Below are 16,847 nucleotides of genomic sequence, written 5' to 3' on the forward strand. Positions count from 1 at the left end.
CCGCGCCGATGCCGTGTCCGCCGCCTGCCCGGCCACGGCGCCTCACCCGCGCAGGGGTGTGACACCTGTGGATGACGCGGTCCGGTCGTCGGCCCGTTCGTCAGTCGCCCCAGGGGTTTTCCGCCGGCTGCCCGGTGGATGACCCCTGGTGCGACCACCACAAGGGAGAAGTCGCGTGCCAGCCAACGCAGTGACCATCGACGTCCCCGCCGTCCAACGGCGCACCATACGAGTGCTGCTCGGCACTCAGGTCATCTTCGCGGTGGTGATGGCGATGGCCTCGCCGGTCACCGCCCTGCTCGTCCAGGACTTCACGTCCTCGCCGGCGCTCGCCGGCCTGGCCCAAGCCGCCACCATCGCGGGCGGGGTCCTCGCCGCCGTGCCGCTGGCGGAGCTGACCGTTCGCCGCGGCCGTCGGGTCGGTGTCGTCTCCGGCTACCTGGTCGCGGGCATCGGCGCCGTGCTCGTGGTCCTCGGCGGCGTGGCCCAGGTGTTCGCCATGGTGCTCGTGGGCACCACCCTGGTCGGCGCCGCGGTCGCGGCCGGCCTCCAGGCCCGCTTCGCGGCCACCGACCTGGCCGAGCCGCGACACCGCGGGCGCGCCATCGGCATCGTCGTCTGGGCGTCGACCTTCGGCGGGGTCGCCGGGCCGCTGCTCGCCGGACCGTCGGACAAGGTCGCGCAGGCGATCGGCCTGCCGGTGTTCACGGGGCCGTTCCTCGTCATCGCCCTCGGGCTCGCGCTCTCCGGCGCGGCCGCGTTCGCGTGGCTGCGCCCCGACCCGCTCCTGCTGGCCCGCTCGCTGGCGAGCGGCGACCCCCAAGCGCACCGGGCGAGTCGGCTGCTGCCCACCCTGCGGCTCCTGGTGCGGACCCCCGAGGCGCGCCGGGCCGTCATCGCCGTGGCGGTCGTCCACGCGGTCATGGTCTCGGGCATGAACATGGCTTCGCTGCACCTGCACCACGGCGGCGGGTCGCTCGACGTCGTCGGCTTCGCCATCAGCGCGCACCTCGCGGGCATGTTCCTGCTGTCACCGCTGTTCGGCTGGCTGGTGGACCGCTTCGGGGCACGGGCGGTCCTGGGCCTGGGACTGGCCATGCTCCTGCTGTCGTGCCTGATCCTCCAGGCGACCCACGGCCACGCCGTGACCGGGATCGTGATCGGCCTGGTGGTCCTCGGGCTCGGGTGGTCGGCGGGCTTCGTCGCGGGCTCGGCGCTGCTCACCGAGTCGGTGGACAAGCCCTCGCGGCCCCACGCCCAAGGTGTGTCGGACCTGCTGATGCAGCTGGCCGCGGCACTGGCCGCCTACCCGTCGGGCGCCGTCCTCGACGCCTGGGGCTACCCGTGGCTGGCCCGCCTCATCGCCGTCCCGGTGGTCCTCGTCGCGGTGCACCTCCTGCTGACCAGCCGGTCCAGGTCGCGGCAGCCGGCCGGGCAGACCTGATCCCGCGGTCCGGGCCCCTCCGGGTGGGGCGGAGCCGGCCCTGCCCCACCCGGAGAGGACGCCATCGGGCAACCGCTGCCCCGGAACGGTTTCCGCCGATCGGCTGTTCCGGGCCGTCCCCGCGGGCCGGAGCCCCGGGAGGGCCCGGGAGCGCGGCGACGGCCGGCGGCCCGCGCCGCCACGCCGCCGTCGGAGCGGGCACGGGTCAGGCGCCGGGCAGGGTTCCGCGGACGAAGGCGGCTTGGCCGACGTGCTGGAGGTCGTCCTCGATGACGCTGAGCAGCCGCACGGCCAGGGTGACGGGCGGGTCCCACGAGTCGTCCACGACCCGGGCCAGGTCCTCGGCGCTCAGACCGCGCACGTACGAGCCGGTGCGCTCGTGCACCGCCCGGTGGTAGCCGAGCAGCAGGTCGGCGGGCGCGGTGACGGCGGCTACCTGGTTGCCGTCGTGCCCGTAGCCGGTGTCGCCGGTGGGCAGCGGCAGGTCGAAGCGCTTGGCCCAGCCGTCGGCGGTCCAGAGCTGCTCGGCGCCGGCGACCTCGGCCACGTGGTCGTCCTGCACGCGGGTGAGGTGCCAGACCAGCCAGGCGATCGGGTTGGCCGTGCCGCCGACCCGGTGGGTCAGCTGTTGGGGCGTCAGGCCGTCCAGCACGCGTTCCGCGGACTCGCGGACCCGCCCGAACCCGTCCAGCAACACGTCGACCGCGGTGACCTCGTCCATGGGCGCCCATTCTCCAGCGATCCGGCCCTCCCCGCCCGCGCAGGCCCGCGCCGGGCGGCTGCGCGGCACGCGGTGGTCGCGACCACCCCGCCGGGTGAACATCGCGCGCGGCGCACCGGATCGGCGGCCCACCGTCGTGCAAGGCCGGCCGTGACGGCACAGACTCCTCGCATGGGTTCAGCGGAAGGGCCGCGACGCCGGGCTCGCGGCGGGGACGTGGCGGGGGAGGGGTCGTGAGCGGCGAGTTCGACGAGGCCGTGAACATGACGGCGGCCGAGCTGGAGCGGTGGCTGGGGACCGACGAGTCGAAGTCGGTGGGCCAGTCCGACGGCGGCGAGTCGGTCGGCCACGAGTCCGGCCGGCGGATCGTGGAGCTGCTGCGCACGAAGAAGGGCGACCTGACCGAGGACGACCAGGCGCACATGCGCAAGGTCGTCGGCTACGTCCACCGGCACCTCGCCCAGCGCCCGGACGGGGACGTCGAGCACACCAAGTGGCGCTACTCGCTGATGAACTGGGGGCACGACCCCCTGAAGGACTGACGCCGCACGGACTTCGCGCAGTCCCCGCCGCATCGCCCGTGGATCCCCGGGCGCTCCCGCTGCGATCCGCGCTCCTTCGCCCTCGCCGTGGTGTGCCACGGGTGACCTCGGGGAATCCGGGCGCATGACGACCACGCAGACCCGCGAAACCGAGGCCGTCCAACGCTACCGGCGGGCGTGCGACTACGCCGCGGCGGCGATGATCTACCTGAAGGACAACGTGCTGCTGCGCGAGCCGCTGCGGCGGGAGCACCTCAAGCCGCGGCTGCTGGGCCACTGGGGCACGTGCCCCGGCATCACCTTCCTCTACGGCGGCCTCAACGGGCTGGTGCGGCGGACCGGGCAGCGGACGCTGCTGGTCACCGGCCCCGGCCACGGCGCGCCCGCCGTGCACGCGAACCTGTGGCTGGAGGGCACGCACGCGCGGCTGGATCCCGCGTTGAGCCGGGACGGGGCGGGGCTGGCCGAGCTGGTGCGCCGGTTCTCCTGGCCCGGCGGCTTCCCCAGCCACCTCTCGCCGGAGGTGCCGGGCGTGCTCCACGAGGGCGGCGAGCTGGGCTACGCGCTGGCCACGGCGTTCGGCGCGGCCCTGGACAAGCCGGACCTGCTGGTGGCGTGCCTGGTCGGCGACGGGGAGGCCGAGACCGGTCCCACGGCCGGTTCGTGGCACGCGAACAAGTACCTGTCCCCGCGCACCGACGGCGCGGTGCTGCCGGTGCTGCACGTCAACGGCTACAAGATCTCCTCGCCCACGGTCTACGGCTGCATGTCCGACGAGGAGCTGGTCGCCTACTTCCGCGGCGCGGGCTGGTCGCCGCACGTGGTGGACGTGACCGCGACGGACGACCCGGACGGGTTGCTGGCGGAGGCGCTGGACCTGGCGCACGGCGGGATCGCCGCGGTGCGGGAGCGGTGGCGGCCCGGTGAGCGGGCGGTGTGGCCGATGCTGGTGCTGCGCTCCCCGAAGGGCTGGGGCGTGCCCGCGCGCGACGCCGGGGGGAAGCCGCTGGAGGGCACGTTCCGCGCGCACCAGGTGCCGCTGGGCGGGGTGCACGAGGACGACGCGGAGTTCGCGCTGCTGGAGCGGTGGCTGCGGTCCTACCGGCCCGAGGAGCTGTTCGACGCCGACGGCCGCCCGCACGAGGACCTGCTCGCCGCGTTGCCGCCGGAGGAGCTGAGGTTGGGGCGGGCGCCCGAGGCCAACGGCGGCCGGCTGCGCCGGGACCTGCCGCTGCCCGACCTCGCGCCGTTCGCGGTGGAGGTGGCCGAGCCGGGCGGCGGCACGGCGAGCCCGACGGGGGTGGCGGGGCGGTGGCTGGCGGAGCTGGTGCGGGCCACCGAGGACCGCCGCGACTTCCGCGTGGTCTGCCCCGACGAGTTGGAGTCCAACAGGCTCGGCGCGCTGCTGGAGGCCACCGACCGCGGGTTCACCTGGCCGCTGCCGGGCACGGCCGAGCACGTCGCGCCGGGCGGGCGGGTGCTGGAGGTGCTGTCGGAGCACCTGTGCCAGGGCTGGTTGCAGGGCTACCTGCTGACCGGGCGGCACGGGCTGTTCCCGTGCTACGAGGCGTTCGCCCCGATCGTGGACAGCATGGTCAACCAGTACGCCAAGTTCCTCAAGGTGTCCGGCGAGGTGGCGTGGCGGGAGCCGGTGGCGAGCATGAACCACCTGCTGACCAGCGAGGGCTGGCGGCAGGAGCACAACGGCTACAGCCACCAGGGCCCGGGGTTCCTCAACAACCTGCTGACCAGGAAGGCGTCGACCGCGCGCGTCTACCTGCCGCCGGACGCGAACACGCTGCTGGTGACGCTGCGGGACTGCCTGGCCTCGACCGACCGCATCAACCTGGTGGTCGCGGGCAAGAACGCGGGCGCGCAGTGGCTGGACCTGGCAGCAGCCGAGCGGCACTGCGCGGCAGGCGCGGGCACGTGGGAGTGGGCGGGCCACGGCGACGGCGACCCGGACGTGGTGCTGGCGTGCGCGGGCGGCATCCCCACCGTCGAGGTGCTGGCGGCGGCGTCGATCCTGCGCGAGCGCGCGCCCGACCTGACCGTGCGCGTGGTCAACGTCGTGGACCTGCTGTCCCTGGCGCCCGCCGACCGGCGCCCGCACGGCCTGGCCGACGAGGACTTCGCCGCGTGCTTCCCCGAGGGCGTCCCGGTGGTGTTCGGCTTCCACGGCTACCCCTCGGCGGTGCACGAGACGCTGCACGGCCGGCCCGACACCGAGCGGTTCCACGTGCACGGCTACCTGGAGGAGGGCACCACCACCACGCCGTTCGACCTGCTGGTCGGCAACGGCATGAGCCGGCACGACCTGGCCGCCGACGCGCTGCGCCGCACCGGCCGCGACGACACCGCGGTGCTGGCCGAGCGCGACGAGCTGCGCGAGGCCGCCCACCGCGACGGCGTGGACTCCCGGGAGATCACCGAGTGGCGGTGGGGCGCGTGACCGCTGTCCTGACCGTCAACGCCGGGTCGAACAGCCTCAAGGCGCACCTGGTCGACGCCGGTTCCGAGGAGGTCGTGGGCTCCGTCGACGTGGAGGGCCCGCCGGACTCCGACGACACCCGCCGCGCCCTGGACGAGCTGTCGGCCGACGCGGACGGCGTCGTCGCGGTCGGCCACCGGCTCGTGCACGGCGGCCCCGACCTGCGCGCGCCGACCGTCGTCGACGACGCCGCGGTCGGGGCGGCCCGGCGCGCCGAGGCGCTGGCGCCGCTGCACGTGCCGCCCGCCCTGCGGCTGCTGGACGTGCTGCGCGGGCGGCTGCCCGACGTGCCGCACGTGCTGTGCCCGGACACCGCCTTCCACGCCGACCTGCCCGAGGTCGCCGCCACCTACCCGCTGCCCGCCCGGTGGCGCGAGCGCCACGGCCTGCGCCGCTACGGCTTCCACGGCCTGTCCTACCGGTGGGCGCTGGACCGGGCGGCGCGGATCCTCGACCGGCCCGCCGACGGGCTGAGCGTGCTGATGACCCACCTGGGCGGCGGCTGCTCGGTGTGCGCGGTGCGCGGGGGCCGCAGCGTGGACACCTCGATGGGCTTCACGCCGCTGGAGGGCGTGGCGATGTCGAAGCGCTCGGGCAGCGTCGATCCCGGGATGCTGCTGTGGTTGCTGCGCAACGGGGTCGACCTGGACGCCCTCGAACACGGCCTCAACCACGAATCCGGCCTGCTGGGGCTGTCCGGCGGCCGGTCGGGCGACACCCGCGACCTGGTCGCCGCCGCCGGGGAGGACCCGGCGGCGGCGCTGGCGCTGCGCGTGTTCGCCCACCGCGCGCGGCGCGAGCTCGCCGCCGCGGCCACCTCGCTGGACCGGCTCGACGCCCTGGTGTTCACCGGCGAGATCGGCTGGGACCAACCGGAGGTCCGCGCCGACGTCGTGGCCGGCCTGTCCCTGCTCGGCGTCCCCGGCGACCTGACCACCCCACCGGACGGCGACGGGCCGGTCAGCCCGCCCGGCGCCGCCGTGCCGGTGCTGGTCGTGAAGCCGCGCGAAGAGCTGCAGCTCTGCCGCGACACCCTGAGCGCGCTGTGAGCACCGGTCCCGGCGCGAGGTCCTGATCGAACCGCCGGAAAGCGTCGTGGCGGTCGCCCGGGGCGGCGGGCACGGCGCCCGGTGGTGATCCGGGGGCCGGTCAGGTCGCGTCCGGCGAGGGCCGGGTCGGGCCGCCCGACCCGCCGGCCGGCAGGTCGTCGGGCGGTTCGATGCGCAGCGCCTTGGCCACCGGGACGTCGGAGGAGGAGTGCAGGACGATCGACAGGGCGATGGTGACGGCGACCAGGTCGAACACGTGCGCGGCCTCGGGCAGCCCGGACTGCAGGACGAGCAGGCCGTAGACGACCGAGGCGAACCCCTTGGGGCCGAACCAGGCCGCCGCGGCGCGTTCCCGCCCGGTCAGCCTGCTGCGCAGCAGGGAGACGGCGATCGACAGCGGTCGCACGAGCAGGATGGCGACCACGGGCACCAGCCAGTCGCCGGGGCTGAGGTGGGAGAGGCGTTCGGGGGTGATCAGGGCGCCGAAGACGAGCAGGGCGGCGAACTTGGTGGTTTCCGACAGCAGGTCGCCGAAGTGCTCGAACCGCTGGGCGGCGGCGGGGGCGAGCGTGGCGATGGTGGAGCCCGCGGCGAACGCGGCGAGGTAGGGGTTGGCGTGGGTCAGGTCGGCCGCGGCGTAGACCACGATGCCCACCGACAGCGGGCCCAGGGCTTGCAGGCGCGGTTCCGCGCCGAGGAGGGGCAGGCGCAGCGCCAGCGCGACCAGCGCCGGGACCGCGACGCCGAGCAGCAGGCCGAGGGCGAGTTCGAGGGCGATGGTGCCGGGGTGGGCGGTCTCGTGGGAGGCGGCGGCGAGGAAGATCAGGACGAAGGGCAGGGCCAGGCCGTCGTTGAGGCCGGACTCGACGTTGAGCAGGCGCCGCAGCCGCAGGGGCACGTCGGCGCGGCCCACGATGGCGGAGGCGAACACCGGGTCGGTGGGGGACAGGATCGCGCCCAGCAGGAAGGCGGTGGGCCAGTCCAGCCCGGCCAGGTAGTGGGCGGGCAGCGCGATGCCGACCATGGCCAGCGGCATCCCGATGCCCAGGGCCTTGCCCGAGCTGCGCCACTCCTGGCGCAACGCGGGCAGCCCGGCGCGCTGCCCGTCGGTGAACAGCACGGTGAACAGCGCCAGGTCGGCCAGCGCGGACACCACGCCGCTGTCGGAGGGGATCTCGACCAGGCCGAACCCGCCCTGGCCCAGCAGCGCGCCGGCGAGCAGCACCATCAGCGCCGTCGACAGCACCGTGCGCGCCGCCAGGCCCGACAGGGCCACGCTGACCAGCATCACCACGCCGAAGGCCAGCACCAGGCTCACTACGGGCACCCCTCCTCACTCGGGACCGACGCCGGCGGAACCGATCCCGGCAGGGGGTCCGACCGCCGTACCCGCCCTCCCTCAGCGGCTGGGGGTGGGCGGTTCGGGCGTGGTCGGGTCGGGCGGGTTGGGCGTCGGCGGAACCGGCGGTTCCGTGCCCGGCGTGGGCTGCGCGGGCTGCGGGGACGTGGGTTGCGGTGGGTTCGGTCGTGCCATCGCTCTCCTCCTCGGGCCGGGCGGGTTCCGTGGGGATACCCGAACGCGGGCGGATCGCACCTGCCGCCACGACCCGCCGGGGTTGGCCCGCTCCTGCCGGGGTAGGTGGGAACCGTGACCGACGACGGGGGCCGGCTGCCCGCCCACGGCGGGCCGGCGAGCGACGCCGCCCACTCGGCGCGGTCGCCCGAACAGTCCCGGCGCCTGCCGGCGCAGTGAGGAGCGTTCCCGTGGAAGAACTGGAAGTGGTGCACGAGTTCACCGGTCCGATGCCCACCGGGGTGAGCGTGTCGCACACCGGGCGGATCTTCGTGAACTTCCCGAAGTGGGGCGACGAGGTCCCCGCGACCGTGGTGGAGCTGCGCGACGGCGCCGAGGCGCCGTTCCCCGACCAGGCGTGGAACTCGCCGTCGTCCGACGACGACCCGCACGCGTTCGTGTCGGTGCAGAGCATCGTGGTCGACCCCGCCGACCGGCTGTGGGTGCTCGACACCGGCAGCCCGCTGTTCCGGCCCACGAAGCCGGGCGGCCCGAAGCTGGTGCGCGTCGACCTGGCCACCGACACCGTCGCCCAGGTGATCACCTTCCCGCGCGAAGTGGCCCTGGAGACGACCTACCTCAACGACGTGCGGTTCGACCTGCGCCGCGGCGAGGCCGGGGTCGCCTACATCACCGACTCGGCCGACTCCGGTCCCAACGGGATCATCGTGGTGGACCTGGGCAGCGGCGAGTCGTGGCGCAGGCTGCACGACCACCCCTCCACCAAGGCCGAGCCCCTGGAGGGCTTCCGCCCGGTCGTGGAAGGCGCGCCGTTCCTGGAGCGCCCCGCCGAGGGCGCGCCGGAACCGGTCACCATGGGCGCGGACGGCATCGCGATCAGCGCCGACGGATCGCGCCTGCACTACTGCCCGCTGGCCTCGCGCCGCTGGTACAGCGTGCCCACCAGCGCTCTGCTGGACCGGTCGCTGCCCGACGACGAGGTGGGCGAGCAGGTCGTGGACGAGGGCGACAAGGGCGGCGGTTCCGACGGCCTGGAGACCGACGACGCCGGCCGGCTCTACCTGACCGACTACGAGCACGACGCCGTGCTGCGCAGGCTCCCGGACGGCACGTTCGAGGCCGTCGCCCACGATCCGCGCCTGCTGTGGCCGGACACGATGTCGGTCGCCGACGGCCACCTCTACGTCACCGCCAACCAGCTCCACCGCCAGGCCAAGTACCAGGGCGGCCAGGACCGCAGGCGCAAGCCGTACCACCTGTTCCGCGTGCCCATCGACGCAGGACCGGTCCGGCTCCGGTAGCCCGCGCCCCGCGGACGGGAAGTGGCCGCCCGACCGCGCGGACGCCTGCCGAACCCCGGGAAAGTCGGATGTGCACGTCCCCGAGCCGTTGGTGTGGTGGGTCACGTGGCGGCGATGGCGGGAATCCCGCGGTGGGAACCGGTCGTTGCCGTGGTCGGTGCGTTCGCGCCGGGGTTGAGCAGCCAGCCCGTCGTCGTGGGATCGGGTCTTCGGAAGGTTGTCCGGTGGGTCAAGACGAATCGGCTGTGAACGTGTCGGTGTCCGCCGGGGCGCGGGGTGGCGTGCCGTTGCTGCGCGTCGCGGGTGAGATCGACATGGCGACCGCGCCCGGTGTGCGCGCCGAGGTGCTGGGGTGGCTGGAGACCGCCGTGCCGGTGGCCGTGCTGGACCTGACCGGGGTGTCGTTCCTGGCGTCCAACGGATTGGCGTTGTTGGCCGAAGCCGCTCAACACGCCCACGAGCGCGGTGCGGTGTTCGCCGTCGCCGCCGACCACCACGCCGTGCTCAAGCCGTTGGACATCACCGGGATGCGCGAGGTGCTCACGGTGCGCCCGGACGTCGACCGCGCCGTGGCGGCGGTGCGCGGCCTGGCAGCGGGCCCGGTCGCCGATCAGCCGTTCTCGTCGGTGTCGGTGTGCGGGCTGCCCACCGGCTTGGACTGGGAGGACCCGCGCCGGCGCAGGTAGACGCTGAAGACCACCATCGAGCCGATGGCCAGGAACTCCGACTGCCAGTTCTCCGCGACGTCGACCGCGAAGTCCGAGGACAGCACGTAGGCCCCCAGGCCGATCGGGTCGCCGCCGTCGGTCAGCCGGCGCTCGTTGAGGTCGGCGTTGCCGGCGAACGCCTGGCCGACCAGCGACGCCGGGAACAGCAGGCCGAAGAACAGGCCCAGGCCGTTGTCGCGCAGGAACCGCTTCACATGCCCACCAACCCGATCACGCCGAAGCACACCAGCAGGACCGACACGCCGACCAGGTAGGCGTGGAACATCCCGCGCTGCGTCACGGCCCGCCCACCCCGCACCTCGACCTGCTCCACCGGGCCGCCCGGGACCCCCAGGGCGGCGCAGTCGGCGTTCTCGCGGGCCTGCTCGGTGAGCAGCCCGCAGGCCCGCGCCCCGTCCCCGTCGGAGACCGCAGAGGTGAAGTCCTGCACGGCCCGCTGCCCCCGGTTACGGTGGGGAACGCGGTGTCGACCGGCCAACGGACCCCGCCCCGCACCCGAACGCGGGTCCGCGCAGGAGGGCTGAACCATGCACCTGGCCACCTACCCGGGACTGCCGCGCACCCGCGTCGGGCAGGCCGCGCCCCCGGCCCCCGGCGCGGCCGGGCGGGCGGCGTGAGCGAAGGACCCGGTGGCGCGCTGGGAGCCGCCGAACGGCGAGCGGGCCGCCTCGGCGCCGCCGGCTACGCCTTCGCGCTGTGCCTGGCGGTCCTGGCCGCCGTGGGCGGGATCGCCCTGCTCGTCGAGCAGCCCTACCTGTTCCCCAGCCTCGGCCCGACCGTCATGCTGTTCTTCGAATCGCCCCGGCAGCGGTCCGCCGCACCCCGCAGCAGCCTGATCGGGCACGGCGTGGCGATCCTCGCGGGCGCCGGGTGCCTGGCCCTGTTCGGCCTGACCGACCACCCACCGGTCACCCAGGAGGGCGTCACGGGCGCCCGCGTCGGCGCCGCCGCCCTCTCGGTCGCCCTGACCGCCCTGGTCCTGCGGCTGCTGGACTGCCCGCACCCGCCGGCCGGGGCGACCACGCTGATCGTCAGCCTGGGCCTGCTCACCTCGACCCGCGAACTGCTCGCCATCGCGGTGGGGGTGCTGCTGGTGACCGTGCTCGGCGTGGCCCTCAACCGCCTGCTCGGCGTGCGGCAACCGCTGTGGCGGTGACGGCGCGCCGAGGGCACGCCACCGCCGGGTCGGCGACCTCGTCGGCGGTCGGCCCACCGCGGCCGCCGGGGCGGTGCCGCGCGGGAAGCGCTCCTGCCGTCAGCTCCCGGTGGCCGTGGCGCAGCGGGTGGGTGGCGGCACGTCGCCGTCGTCGACGGCCTCCACCATCGCCTCCACCGTGACCTCGCCCGCGTTCTCGAAGTCGAAGGTCAGCGGAACGGTGGTGCCGGCCTGGACTTCCTCGGAGAAGTCCACGACGCGCAGGTGGTAGGCCAGGTCCACGCCGCCGGGCTCGCCCACGGCGCCCTCGGCGGGCACGGGGATGCGCGGCACCGTCTCGCTGGAGCCGTCGCAGTCGGCATCGGAGCGCAACTCCACCGCGCCCGCGCTCCGCGAGCGCACGCCCAGCAGCGCGTCCGGCCGGTCCGAATCGCTGAACATCGCCAGCCGCACCACGGCGTCCTCACCGGGCCGGTAGGAGCTGTCGCCGGGCGCTTGGACGAACACGTTGCGCAGCACCACGTCGCCGACCTCGGCGTTGGTGCCCATCGTGCCGCTCTCCAGCACCCGCTGCGGTTCACCGCACGACGCGAGCACCGCGGCCACCGCCGCGGTCGTGATTCCCAGAGTGCCGATCCTGTTCATGCCCCTCGGCTACCCGGCACGCCCACGGCGGAGCACGTGTGACGGCCTCGTCAGGCGATCGCAAGCTCCGGGACGCGCGTGGTGAACGCGACCCCGCCAAGCCGACCCCGCCGTCCTCCTCGCGTGGCGACGCCGCAGCGTCCGAGCAGGCCCGAGGGCACCCGACCTCGGCCGCGACCGGAATCCCGGACGCCGGGAGGGATCCGCCGCCACCGGGTCAGCCGGCGGGCGGCGCCGTCACAGGGCCTGCTCGTCCTTGCCGGCGGAGGTGCGGGTGGAGGCGCCGGCGAGCCGGCGAGCGGTGTTGACCAGACCTTCCATGCTGAACGCCTGGGGTGTGTTGCCCATGTGGCGCCCGGTGGTCGGGTCGTACTCCTCGCTGAGCAGGCCGACGTCGTTGCGCAGGTCGAGCAGGCGTTCGAACAGCTCCCGGGCCTCGGCCGCGCGGCCGGTGCCGTGCAAGGCGTCGGCGAGCCAGAACGTGCAGGCCAGGAACGCGCCCTCGGCCCCGGGCAGGCCGTCCACGCCGCCGTCGGCGTCGGTGCGGTAGCGCAGCACGAACCCGTCGAAGCACAGCTCGCGGCGCACCGCGTCCACCGTGCCCCGCACGCGCGGGTCGTCCCAGGGCAGGAAACCGACGCGCGGGATGAGCAGCAGGGACGCGTCCAGGCCCTGCGAGCCGTAGAACTGGGTGAAGGTGTTGCGCTCGGGGTCGTAGCCCCGGTCGCAGACCTCGGCGTGGATGCGGTCGCGAACCTCCCGCCACCTCCCGATCGGCCCGGGCAGCCCGTGGTGCTCGACCGTGTGCACGGCGCGGTCGAGCCCGGCCCAGGCCATGACCTTGGAGTGGGTGAAGTGGCGGCGCGGGCCGCGCACCTCCCACAGGCCGTTGTCCGGGTCGGACCAGTGGCCCTCCAGGTGGTCCAGCAGCGCCCGCTGGAGGTCCCAGGCGGTGTCGGTGGCCGGCAGACCGGCCTCGCGGGCCAGGTGCAGGCCGTCGAGGACCTCGCCCCACACGTCGAGCTGGAACTGGTCGGCCGCGGCGTTGCCCACCCGGACGGGCGAGGCGCCCTCGTAGCCGGACAGCCAGGGCAGCTCCGCCTCCGGCAGCCGGCGGCTGCCGTCCAGGCCGTACATGATCTGCAGCTTCGCCGGGTCGCCCGCCACCGCGCGCACCAGCCACTCGCGCCAGGCCCGTGCCTCGGCGACGTACCCGGTGCCCAGCAGCGCCTGGAGGGTGAACGTGGCGTCGCGCAGCCAGCAGTAGCGGTAGTCCCAGTTGCGGGGGCCGCCCCACTGCTCGGGCAGCGAGGTGGTGGCCGCGGCGACGATGCCCCCGGTGGGGGCGTAGGTCAGGGCCTTGAGCGTGACCAGGGCCCGCCGCACCGCGTCCCCCCACGGGCCGCGGTAGGTGCAGCGGCCGATCCAGGCGGCCCAGAAGTCCTCGGTGTCGCCGATGGCCCGCGCGGCGTCGACGGCGTGCGGGCGGGGCAGGTGGGAGGCGGTGTGGGTGAGCACGAACGGCACGCGCTGCCCGGCGCGCACCTCGAACTCGGCGGTGGTGGTCAGGTCGTGGCCGTGCACCGGGACGCCCGCCTCCAGCCACACCGCGTCCGGCCCGGCGATCGCGGCCAGCGCCCCGTCGTGGTGGCGGACCCAGGGCACGACGTTGCCGTAGTCGAAGCGCAGCCGCAGGTCCATGCGCATCGGCACGCTGCCCGACACGCCCTCCACCACGCGCACCACGTCGGCGGCCTCGCCGCGCGGCGGCATGCAGTCGACCACGCGCACCGTGCCGTGCGGGGTGTCCCACTCCGACTCCAGCACCAGGGAGTCGCCGCGGTAGCGCCGCCGGGTGGCCGGGCCGCCGGTCGCCGGGGCGAGCTGCCAGCGCCCGGCGTCCACGTCGTCCAGCAGCGCGGCGAAGCAGGCCGGGGAGTCGAACCGGGGCAGGCACAGCCAGTCGACGCTGCCGTCCCGGCCGACCAGGGCGGCGGTCTGCAGGTCTCCGAGCAGGGCGTAGTCCTCGATCGGCGAGGGCATCGGTCAGCGCCTCCCGGCGGGCTCGACGACGACCACCGCGCCGCCGGGTCGAACCCGTCGATCCCGCTCCGGCGCGGGATCGACGGGTTCGACCGACTGCGGTGACCCCGTGGTTGCGGGGACGACGGTTGGCGCGCACATGCCTCGGGACTACCCCCGATGCCCCGTCCCATGTCACGAACCGCACGAACCGCACGAACCGCGCCGCACCGGGCACGGACCCCGGCGGGCCGGAGGAGGGCGCGCGAGCACCCGCCCACCGGCGGGGCCGGCCCGTGAGCGGCACCCGCCCGGGACGGCCGGCTCCATCGTCAGCCAGTCGTCAGGTCGGGCCTGCCACGACGGAGGCATCCTGGGAGCAGACACCACGAGCGTTGGAGGTCCCGTGCCCACCCAGCAGGAGCAGCCGGACCAGTACTGCCTGGAAGCCGTCGGCAGGCTGACCGCCGAGTTCGGCGGCGCCCTGTCCCGGGAGGCGGTGGCCGGCACGGTGCTCGCCGCCCGCCGCGACCTCGAGGGCCAGGTCGTCCGCGAAGCCCTCGCCGAGATGCTGCACCACCTCGCCCGCCACCGCCTCGACCGGCTGCTGGTCGACGCCTGACGCCGCCCGGCACGCGCCGGGCGCGCGGGTGACCGTCACGATCACCCGGCAGGGCGAGGGAACCCGGGCCGAGGTCGTGAACGACGCCGTCGCGGGCCGAGGTCGGCCGGCGGGGCTCCGGGTTCGGGGTCGCCGGGCGGCGGGCGCGGGACGTCGACCGGCCGCGCCCGCACCGGCAGCGGTGACACGGCGGGCGGTGGGTGGTCGGGTGCGCTGCGGTAGCGCGAGGTCGCCGGGGGTGGCCGTCGCAGCGCCTGGTCTGTTCGGGGCATGGGCGGACTAAAGCGGCATATAACCCGATAGGGTGGGGAAGTCCATGATCGACTACCCGTGGAGGGGTACCACCTGTGGCTGTTTCCGTGAACCTGGACAAGCAGCTGGACAAGGCTTACGAGGGCCTGGGCGTGTCCGAGGTGCTCGACGCGCCGGTGGCCGCGCTGGCCGGGGTCAGCGGCGCTGACGCGGAGAAGCTGGAGTCCGCCTTCGGCATCAAGTCCGTCCGCGACCTGGGCACGAGCAAGTACTTCGCACTGGCCGCGGCGCTGGTCGAGTTGGAGAAGGCCGCCGAGTGAGGCCGGCGCCGGTCCGCGGGCGGCAGCCCCGCCCGCGGACCGGCGCCCGCGGCGGTCCGGCCGGGCCGCGGCCACCGGCGCTCGTGGCCGGGCGCCTGCGGCGCCGCGCCTCCCCCGTCGTGGAGCGGTCATACCGGCGCGCCCCGGTCGTGGCCGTGCGGTGGTTCGTCGTCGGGCCCGGACGCCGGGTCCCGGGGTCGTCGCGCGGACAGCAGCAGTCGGACGCCGAAAGCCGACACGGTGATCAGCAGGCCGATCAGGGCCAACGGCGGGTCGGACAGCAGGCCGACCACCACCAGCACCACCCCGAACACGGCCACGGCGGTGAGCCGCCCGTCCGCCCGGTGACCCGGCAGGCCCGGGGTCCTCCGGAGGCGTTCGGCGAACTCGGGGTCCTCGTCCTCCAGCGCCCGCTCGATCGCGCGCAGCCGGCGTCGCTCGTGCGGGCGGAGCCCGGTGGGGTCGGCGCGGGCCGCGGCGTGGACGGCACGTGGCCGGTCCTCGCCCCCGCGGTGGTAGAGCAGCCGGGTCCGACACCGGTGCCGCGCGCCGTACCCGACGCCCAGCAGGCCGACGGCGAGCACGGTGAGCAGCACCAGGTCCCATCGCACGGCAGCGGTGGAACCCGACACCGCCAGCAGCAGGGCGGCCGACACGAGCCACAACAACCATCGCACGCCGACTCCTTCCGTCAACCTCGGGCCGGCGTCGCCACCGGCCGGGTGGGCGGTCCCCGCCATGGTCGCCCGCCGGGCGGCGGGCGACCAGGTGCGGAGCAGGTGGGCAAGAGCCCGGTTGCTTGCCGGAGGTCGGCAAGTCGGGGGCCGGTCGCCGCAGGCGTCCCGGCCCTGCGCACCCGGATGTGCGACCGCCGCCGCCGAGCGGGAGTCCACTCGACACGGATCCGCGCGTCGGGGGCGCTACGATCGTCATCGGTGTGCCGGGAAGCCTGGTCGGCGGGGAATCCGCTGTCGCCCGGGAACGGAGGCCACCCATGGCCGCGCACGTCGCCGCCTGTCGCGGGGCAACCGGTCGTGACCGCTCCCGCACCCCGCCGGAGGGGGATCGGCGGCGCGACACGGGCGCGGGCCGCCCGCGCCCGACCGGTGAGGAGCGCCGGCCGTGGTGAGCGGAGCGGCGGGCACCGCCGCCGGACCCATGGTGATCGCGGCGGTGGAGCAGCACTACCCGCCCGGGCGCCGCCTGCTCGACGACCCGCTGGCGGGTTCGGTGCTGCCCCCGGTGTCGCGGTGGGTGGCGGGGTCGGCCCGCCACCCCGTGCTGCGCGAGTGGCTGATCAGGCTCTTCGAGGGCGCCGCCCCCGGTGTCTGGGGAGGCGTCGCCTGCCGCAAGCGCTACATCGACGAGCAGGTGGTGCGGGCGCTGGGCGACGGCATCGGGTGCGCGGTCGTCCTGGGGTCCGGCCTGGACACCCGTGCGCACCGCCTGGTGGCCCCCGCGGGCGCGTCGGCGTTCGAAGTGGACCTCGCGGCCAACGTCGACCGCAAGCGCAGGCGGCTGGGGGCGTGCGAGCGCGTGACGCTCGTGCCGGTCGACTTCGACACCGGCGACCTGGGCGCCGCGCTGGTCGCCCGCGGCCACCGGGTCGGGCAGCGGTGCCTGTTCGTGTGGGAAGGGGTGACCCAGTACCTGACCGAGGAGGGCTTCCGCCGCACCTTCGACTTCCTGGCCGGCGCGGCGCCGGGCAGCAGGCTGGTGTTCACCTACGTCCGGCACGACTTCATCGACGGCAGCGACGCGCACGGGGCCGCCGCGCCGCACCACCGGTTCGTCACCCGGCAGCGCCTGTGGCGGATCGGGCTGCGCCCGCGCGACGTGGGCGCCCTGCTGGCGCGGTACGGCTGGTGGAAGGTGGAGGACGTCGGGGCCGAGGAGTTCCGGGCGCGCTACGTGCGGCCCACCGGCCGCGAGGTGCCGGTGTCGCCCTGGGAGAGGACGGTGTTGGCCGAGAAGCCGTGAACAACCCACCCCGGCGCGGACCACCCGCTGCGCCGACCCC

At 75.2% G+C, this 16,847-nt stretch carries 17 protein-coding genes; 10 read left to right on the top strand and 7 right to left on the bottom strand.

Annotation, left to right across the window (positions count from 1 at the left end; translation table 11 throughout):
* Positions 1–175 precede the first annotated feature (175 nt).
* Positions 176–1,444 carry an MFS transporter gene (locus JOE68_RS27190; protein WP_204845226.1) on the top strand — a complete coding sequence of 423 codons (1,269 nt, stop codon included), beginning with the start codon at positions 176–178 and terminating at the stop codon, positions 1,442–1,444.
* Between the two features lie 205 nt (positions 1,445–1,649).
* Here the strand turns inward: JOE68_RS27190 and JOE68_RS27195 are convergent, their stop codons facing one another.
* On the bottom strand, positions 1,650–2,165 hold the full coding sequence (locus JOE68_RS27195; protein WP_204845227.1) for a mycothiol transferase: 516 nt from the start codon (positions 2,163–2,165) through the stop codon (positions 1,650–1,652).
* A gap of 233 nt (positions 2,166–2,398) precedes the next feature.
* Between JOE68_RS27195 and JOE68_RS27200 the strand changes: the two genes are divergently transcribed.
* The 3 genes from JOE68_RS27200 (at position 2,399) to JOE68_RS27210 (ending at position 6,247) form a co-directional block, all read left to right on the top strand.
* Positions 2,399–2,707 carry a DUF3140 domain-containing protein gene (locus JOE68_RS27200; protein WP_204845228.1) on the top strand — a complete coding sequence of 103 codons (309 nt, stop codon included), beginning with the start codon at positions 2,399–2,401 and terminating at the stop codon, positions 2,705–2,707.
* A 124-nt stretch (positions 2,708–2,831) separates the two neighbouring features.
* Positions 2,832–5,159, top strand: a complete 2,328-nt coding sequence (locus JOE68_RS27205; protein ID WP_204845229.1) for a phosphoketolase family protein — start codon at positions 2,832–2,834, stop codon at positions 5,157–5,159.
* Complete coding sequence (locus JOE68_RS27210) at positions 5,156–6,247, top strand: acetate/propionate family kinase (protein WP_204845230.1); 1,092 nt, start codon at positions 5,156–5,158, stop codon at positions 6,245–6,247. The genes JOE68_RS27205 and JOE68_RS27210 overlap by 4 nt, the downstream gene beginning before the upstream one ends.
* 100 nt (positions 6,248–6,347) lie before the next feature.
* On the opposite strand, the gene JOE68_RS27215 is transcribed toward JOE68_RS27210, so the two are convergent.
* Positions 6,348–7,574 carry a cation:proton antiporter gene (locus tag JOE68_RS27215; RefSeq protein WP_307819927.1) on the bottom strand — a complete coding sequence of 409 codons (1,227 nt, stop codon included), beginning with the start codon at positions 7,572–7,574 and terminating at the stop codon, positions 6,348–6,350.
* A 437-nt stretch (positions 7,575–8,011) separates the two neighbouring features.
* Between JOE68_RS27215 and JOE68_RS27220 the strand changes: the two genes are divergently transcribed.
* Entirely contained in the window at positions 8,012–9,082 is a 1,071-nt protein-coding gene (locus tag JOE68_RS27220) for an L-dopachrome tautomerase-related protein (protein ID WP_307819928.1), read from the top strand.
* A gap of 224 nt (positions 9,083–9,306) precedes the next feature.
* Positions 9,307–9,768 (top strand): STAS domain-containing protein, encoded by a 462-nt coding sequence (locus tag JOE68_RS31990; protein WP_204845231.1) that lies wholly within the window; start codon positions 9,307–9,309, stop codon positions 9,766–9,768.
* On the opposite strand, the gene JOE68_RS27230 is transcribed toward JOE68_RS31990, so the two are convergent.
* Positions 9,693–10,004, bottom strand: a complete 312-nt coding sequence (locus JOE68_RS27230; RefSeq protein ID WP_204845232.1) for a DUF6766 family protein — start codon at positions 10,002–10,004, stop codon at positions 9,693–9,695. The genes JOE68_RS31990 and JOE68_RS27230 overlap by 76 nt on opposite strands.
* The gene (locus JOE68_RS27235; protein ID WP_204845233.1) at positions 10,001–10,240 is read right to left on the bottom strand and encodes a hypothetical protein; all 240 of its coding nucleotides are present in this window, start codon (positions 10,238–10,240) and stop codon (positions 10,001–10,003) included. Before JOE68_RS27235 ends, JOE68_RS27230 begins: the two co-directional genes overlap by 4 nt.
* 183 nt (positions 10,241–10,423) lie before the next feature.
* Here JOE68_RS27235 and JOE68_RS27240 point away from each other — a divergent pair, with 183 nt between their 5' ends.
* Positions 10,424–10,966, top strand: a complete 543-nt coding sequence (locus JOE68_RS27240) for an HPP family protein (protein WP_204845234.1) — start codon at positions 10,424–10,426, stop codon at positions 10,964–10,966.
* 99 nt (positions 10,967–11,065) lie between these two features.
* Here JOE68_RS27240 and JOE68_RS27245 read toward each other — a convergent pair whose 3' ends face one another.
* Positions 11,066–11,611, bottom strand: coding sequence for a copper chaperone PCu(A)C (locus tag JOE68_RS27245; RefSeq protein ID WP_204845235.1), 546 nt, complete (start codon positions 11,609–11,611; stop codon positions 11,066–11,068).
* Positions 11,612–11,848: 237 nt separating this feature from the next.
* Positions 11,849–13,654, bottom strand: coding sequence for a glycoside hydrolase family 15 protein (locus JOE68_RS27250; RefSeq protein ID WP_204845236.1), 1,806 nt, complete (start codon positions 13,652–13,654; stop codon positions 11,849–11,851).
* 385 nt (positions 13,655–14,039) lie between these two features.
* Here JOE68_RS27250 and JOE68_RS27255 point away from each other — a divergent pair, with 385 nt between their 5' ends.
* Both JOE68_RS27255 and JOE68_RS27260 read left to right on the top strand, forming a co-directional pair.
* Positions 14,040–14,255: a hypothetical protein gene (locus JOE68_RS27255; RefSeq protein ID WP_204845237.1), complete on the top strand. Its 216-nt coding sequence runs from the start codon at positions 14,040–14,042 to the stop codon at positions 14,253–14,255.
* Between the two features lie 347 nt (positions 14,256–14,602).
* Positions 14,603–14,827, top strand: coding sequence for a hypothetical protein (locus JOE68_RS27260; RefSeq protein ID WP_204845238.1), 225 nt, complete (start codon positions 14,603–14,605; stop codon positions 14,825–14,827).
* A 128-nt stretch (positions 14,828–14,955) separates the two neighbouring features.
* Here JOE68_RS27260 and JOE68_RS27265 read toward each other — a convergent pair whose 3' ends face one another.
* The gene (locus JOE68_RS27265; RefSeq protein ID WP_204845239.1) at positions 14,956–15,504 is read right to left on the bottom strand and encodes a DUF3040 domain-containing protein; all 549 of its coding nucleotides are present in this window, start codon (positions 15,502–15,504) and stop codon (positions 14,956–14,958) included.
* 445 nt (positions 15,505–15,949) lie between these two features.
* On the opposite strand from JOE68_RS27265, the gene JOE68_RS27270 reads away from it, so the two are divergent.
* Positions 15,950–16,807, top strand: a complete 858-nt coding sequence (locus JOE68_RS27270; RefSeq protein ID WP_307819929.1) for an SAM-dependent methyltransferase — start codon at positions 15,950–15,952, stop codon at positions 16,805–16,807.
* Positions 16,808–16,847 lie beyond the last annotated feature (40 nt).

This window comes from Saccharothrix algeriensis (assembly GCF_016907655.1).
GTDB lineage: Bacteria > Actinomycetota > Actinomycetes > Mycobacteriales > Pseudonocardiaceae > Actinosynnema > Actinosynnema algeriense.

Coding starts and splice junctions, on each gene's coding strand:
- JOE68_RS27250 (WP_204845236.1), bottom strand. CDS start 13,654: ATGCCCTCGCCGATCGAGGACTACGCCCTGCTCGGAGACCTGCAGACC.
- JOE68_RS27205 (WP_204845229.1), top strand. CDS start 2,832: ATGACGACCACGCAGACCCGCGAAACCGAGGCCGTCCAACGCTACCGG.
- JOE68_RS27245 (WP_204845235.1), bottom strand. CDS start 11,611: ATGAACAGGATCGGCACTCTGGGAATCACGACCGCGGCGGTGGCCGCG.
- JOE68_RS27195 (WP_204845227.1), bottom strand. CDS start 2,165: ATGGACGAGGTCACCGCGGTCGACGTGTTGCTGGACGGGTTCGGGCGG.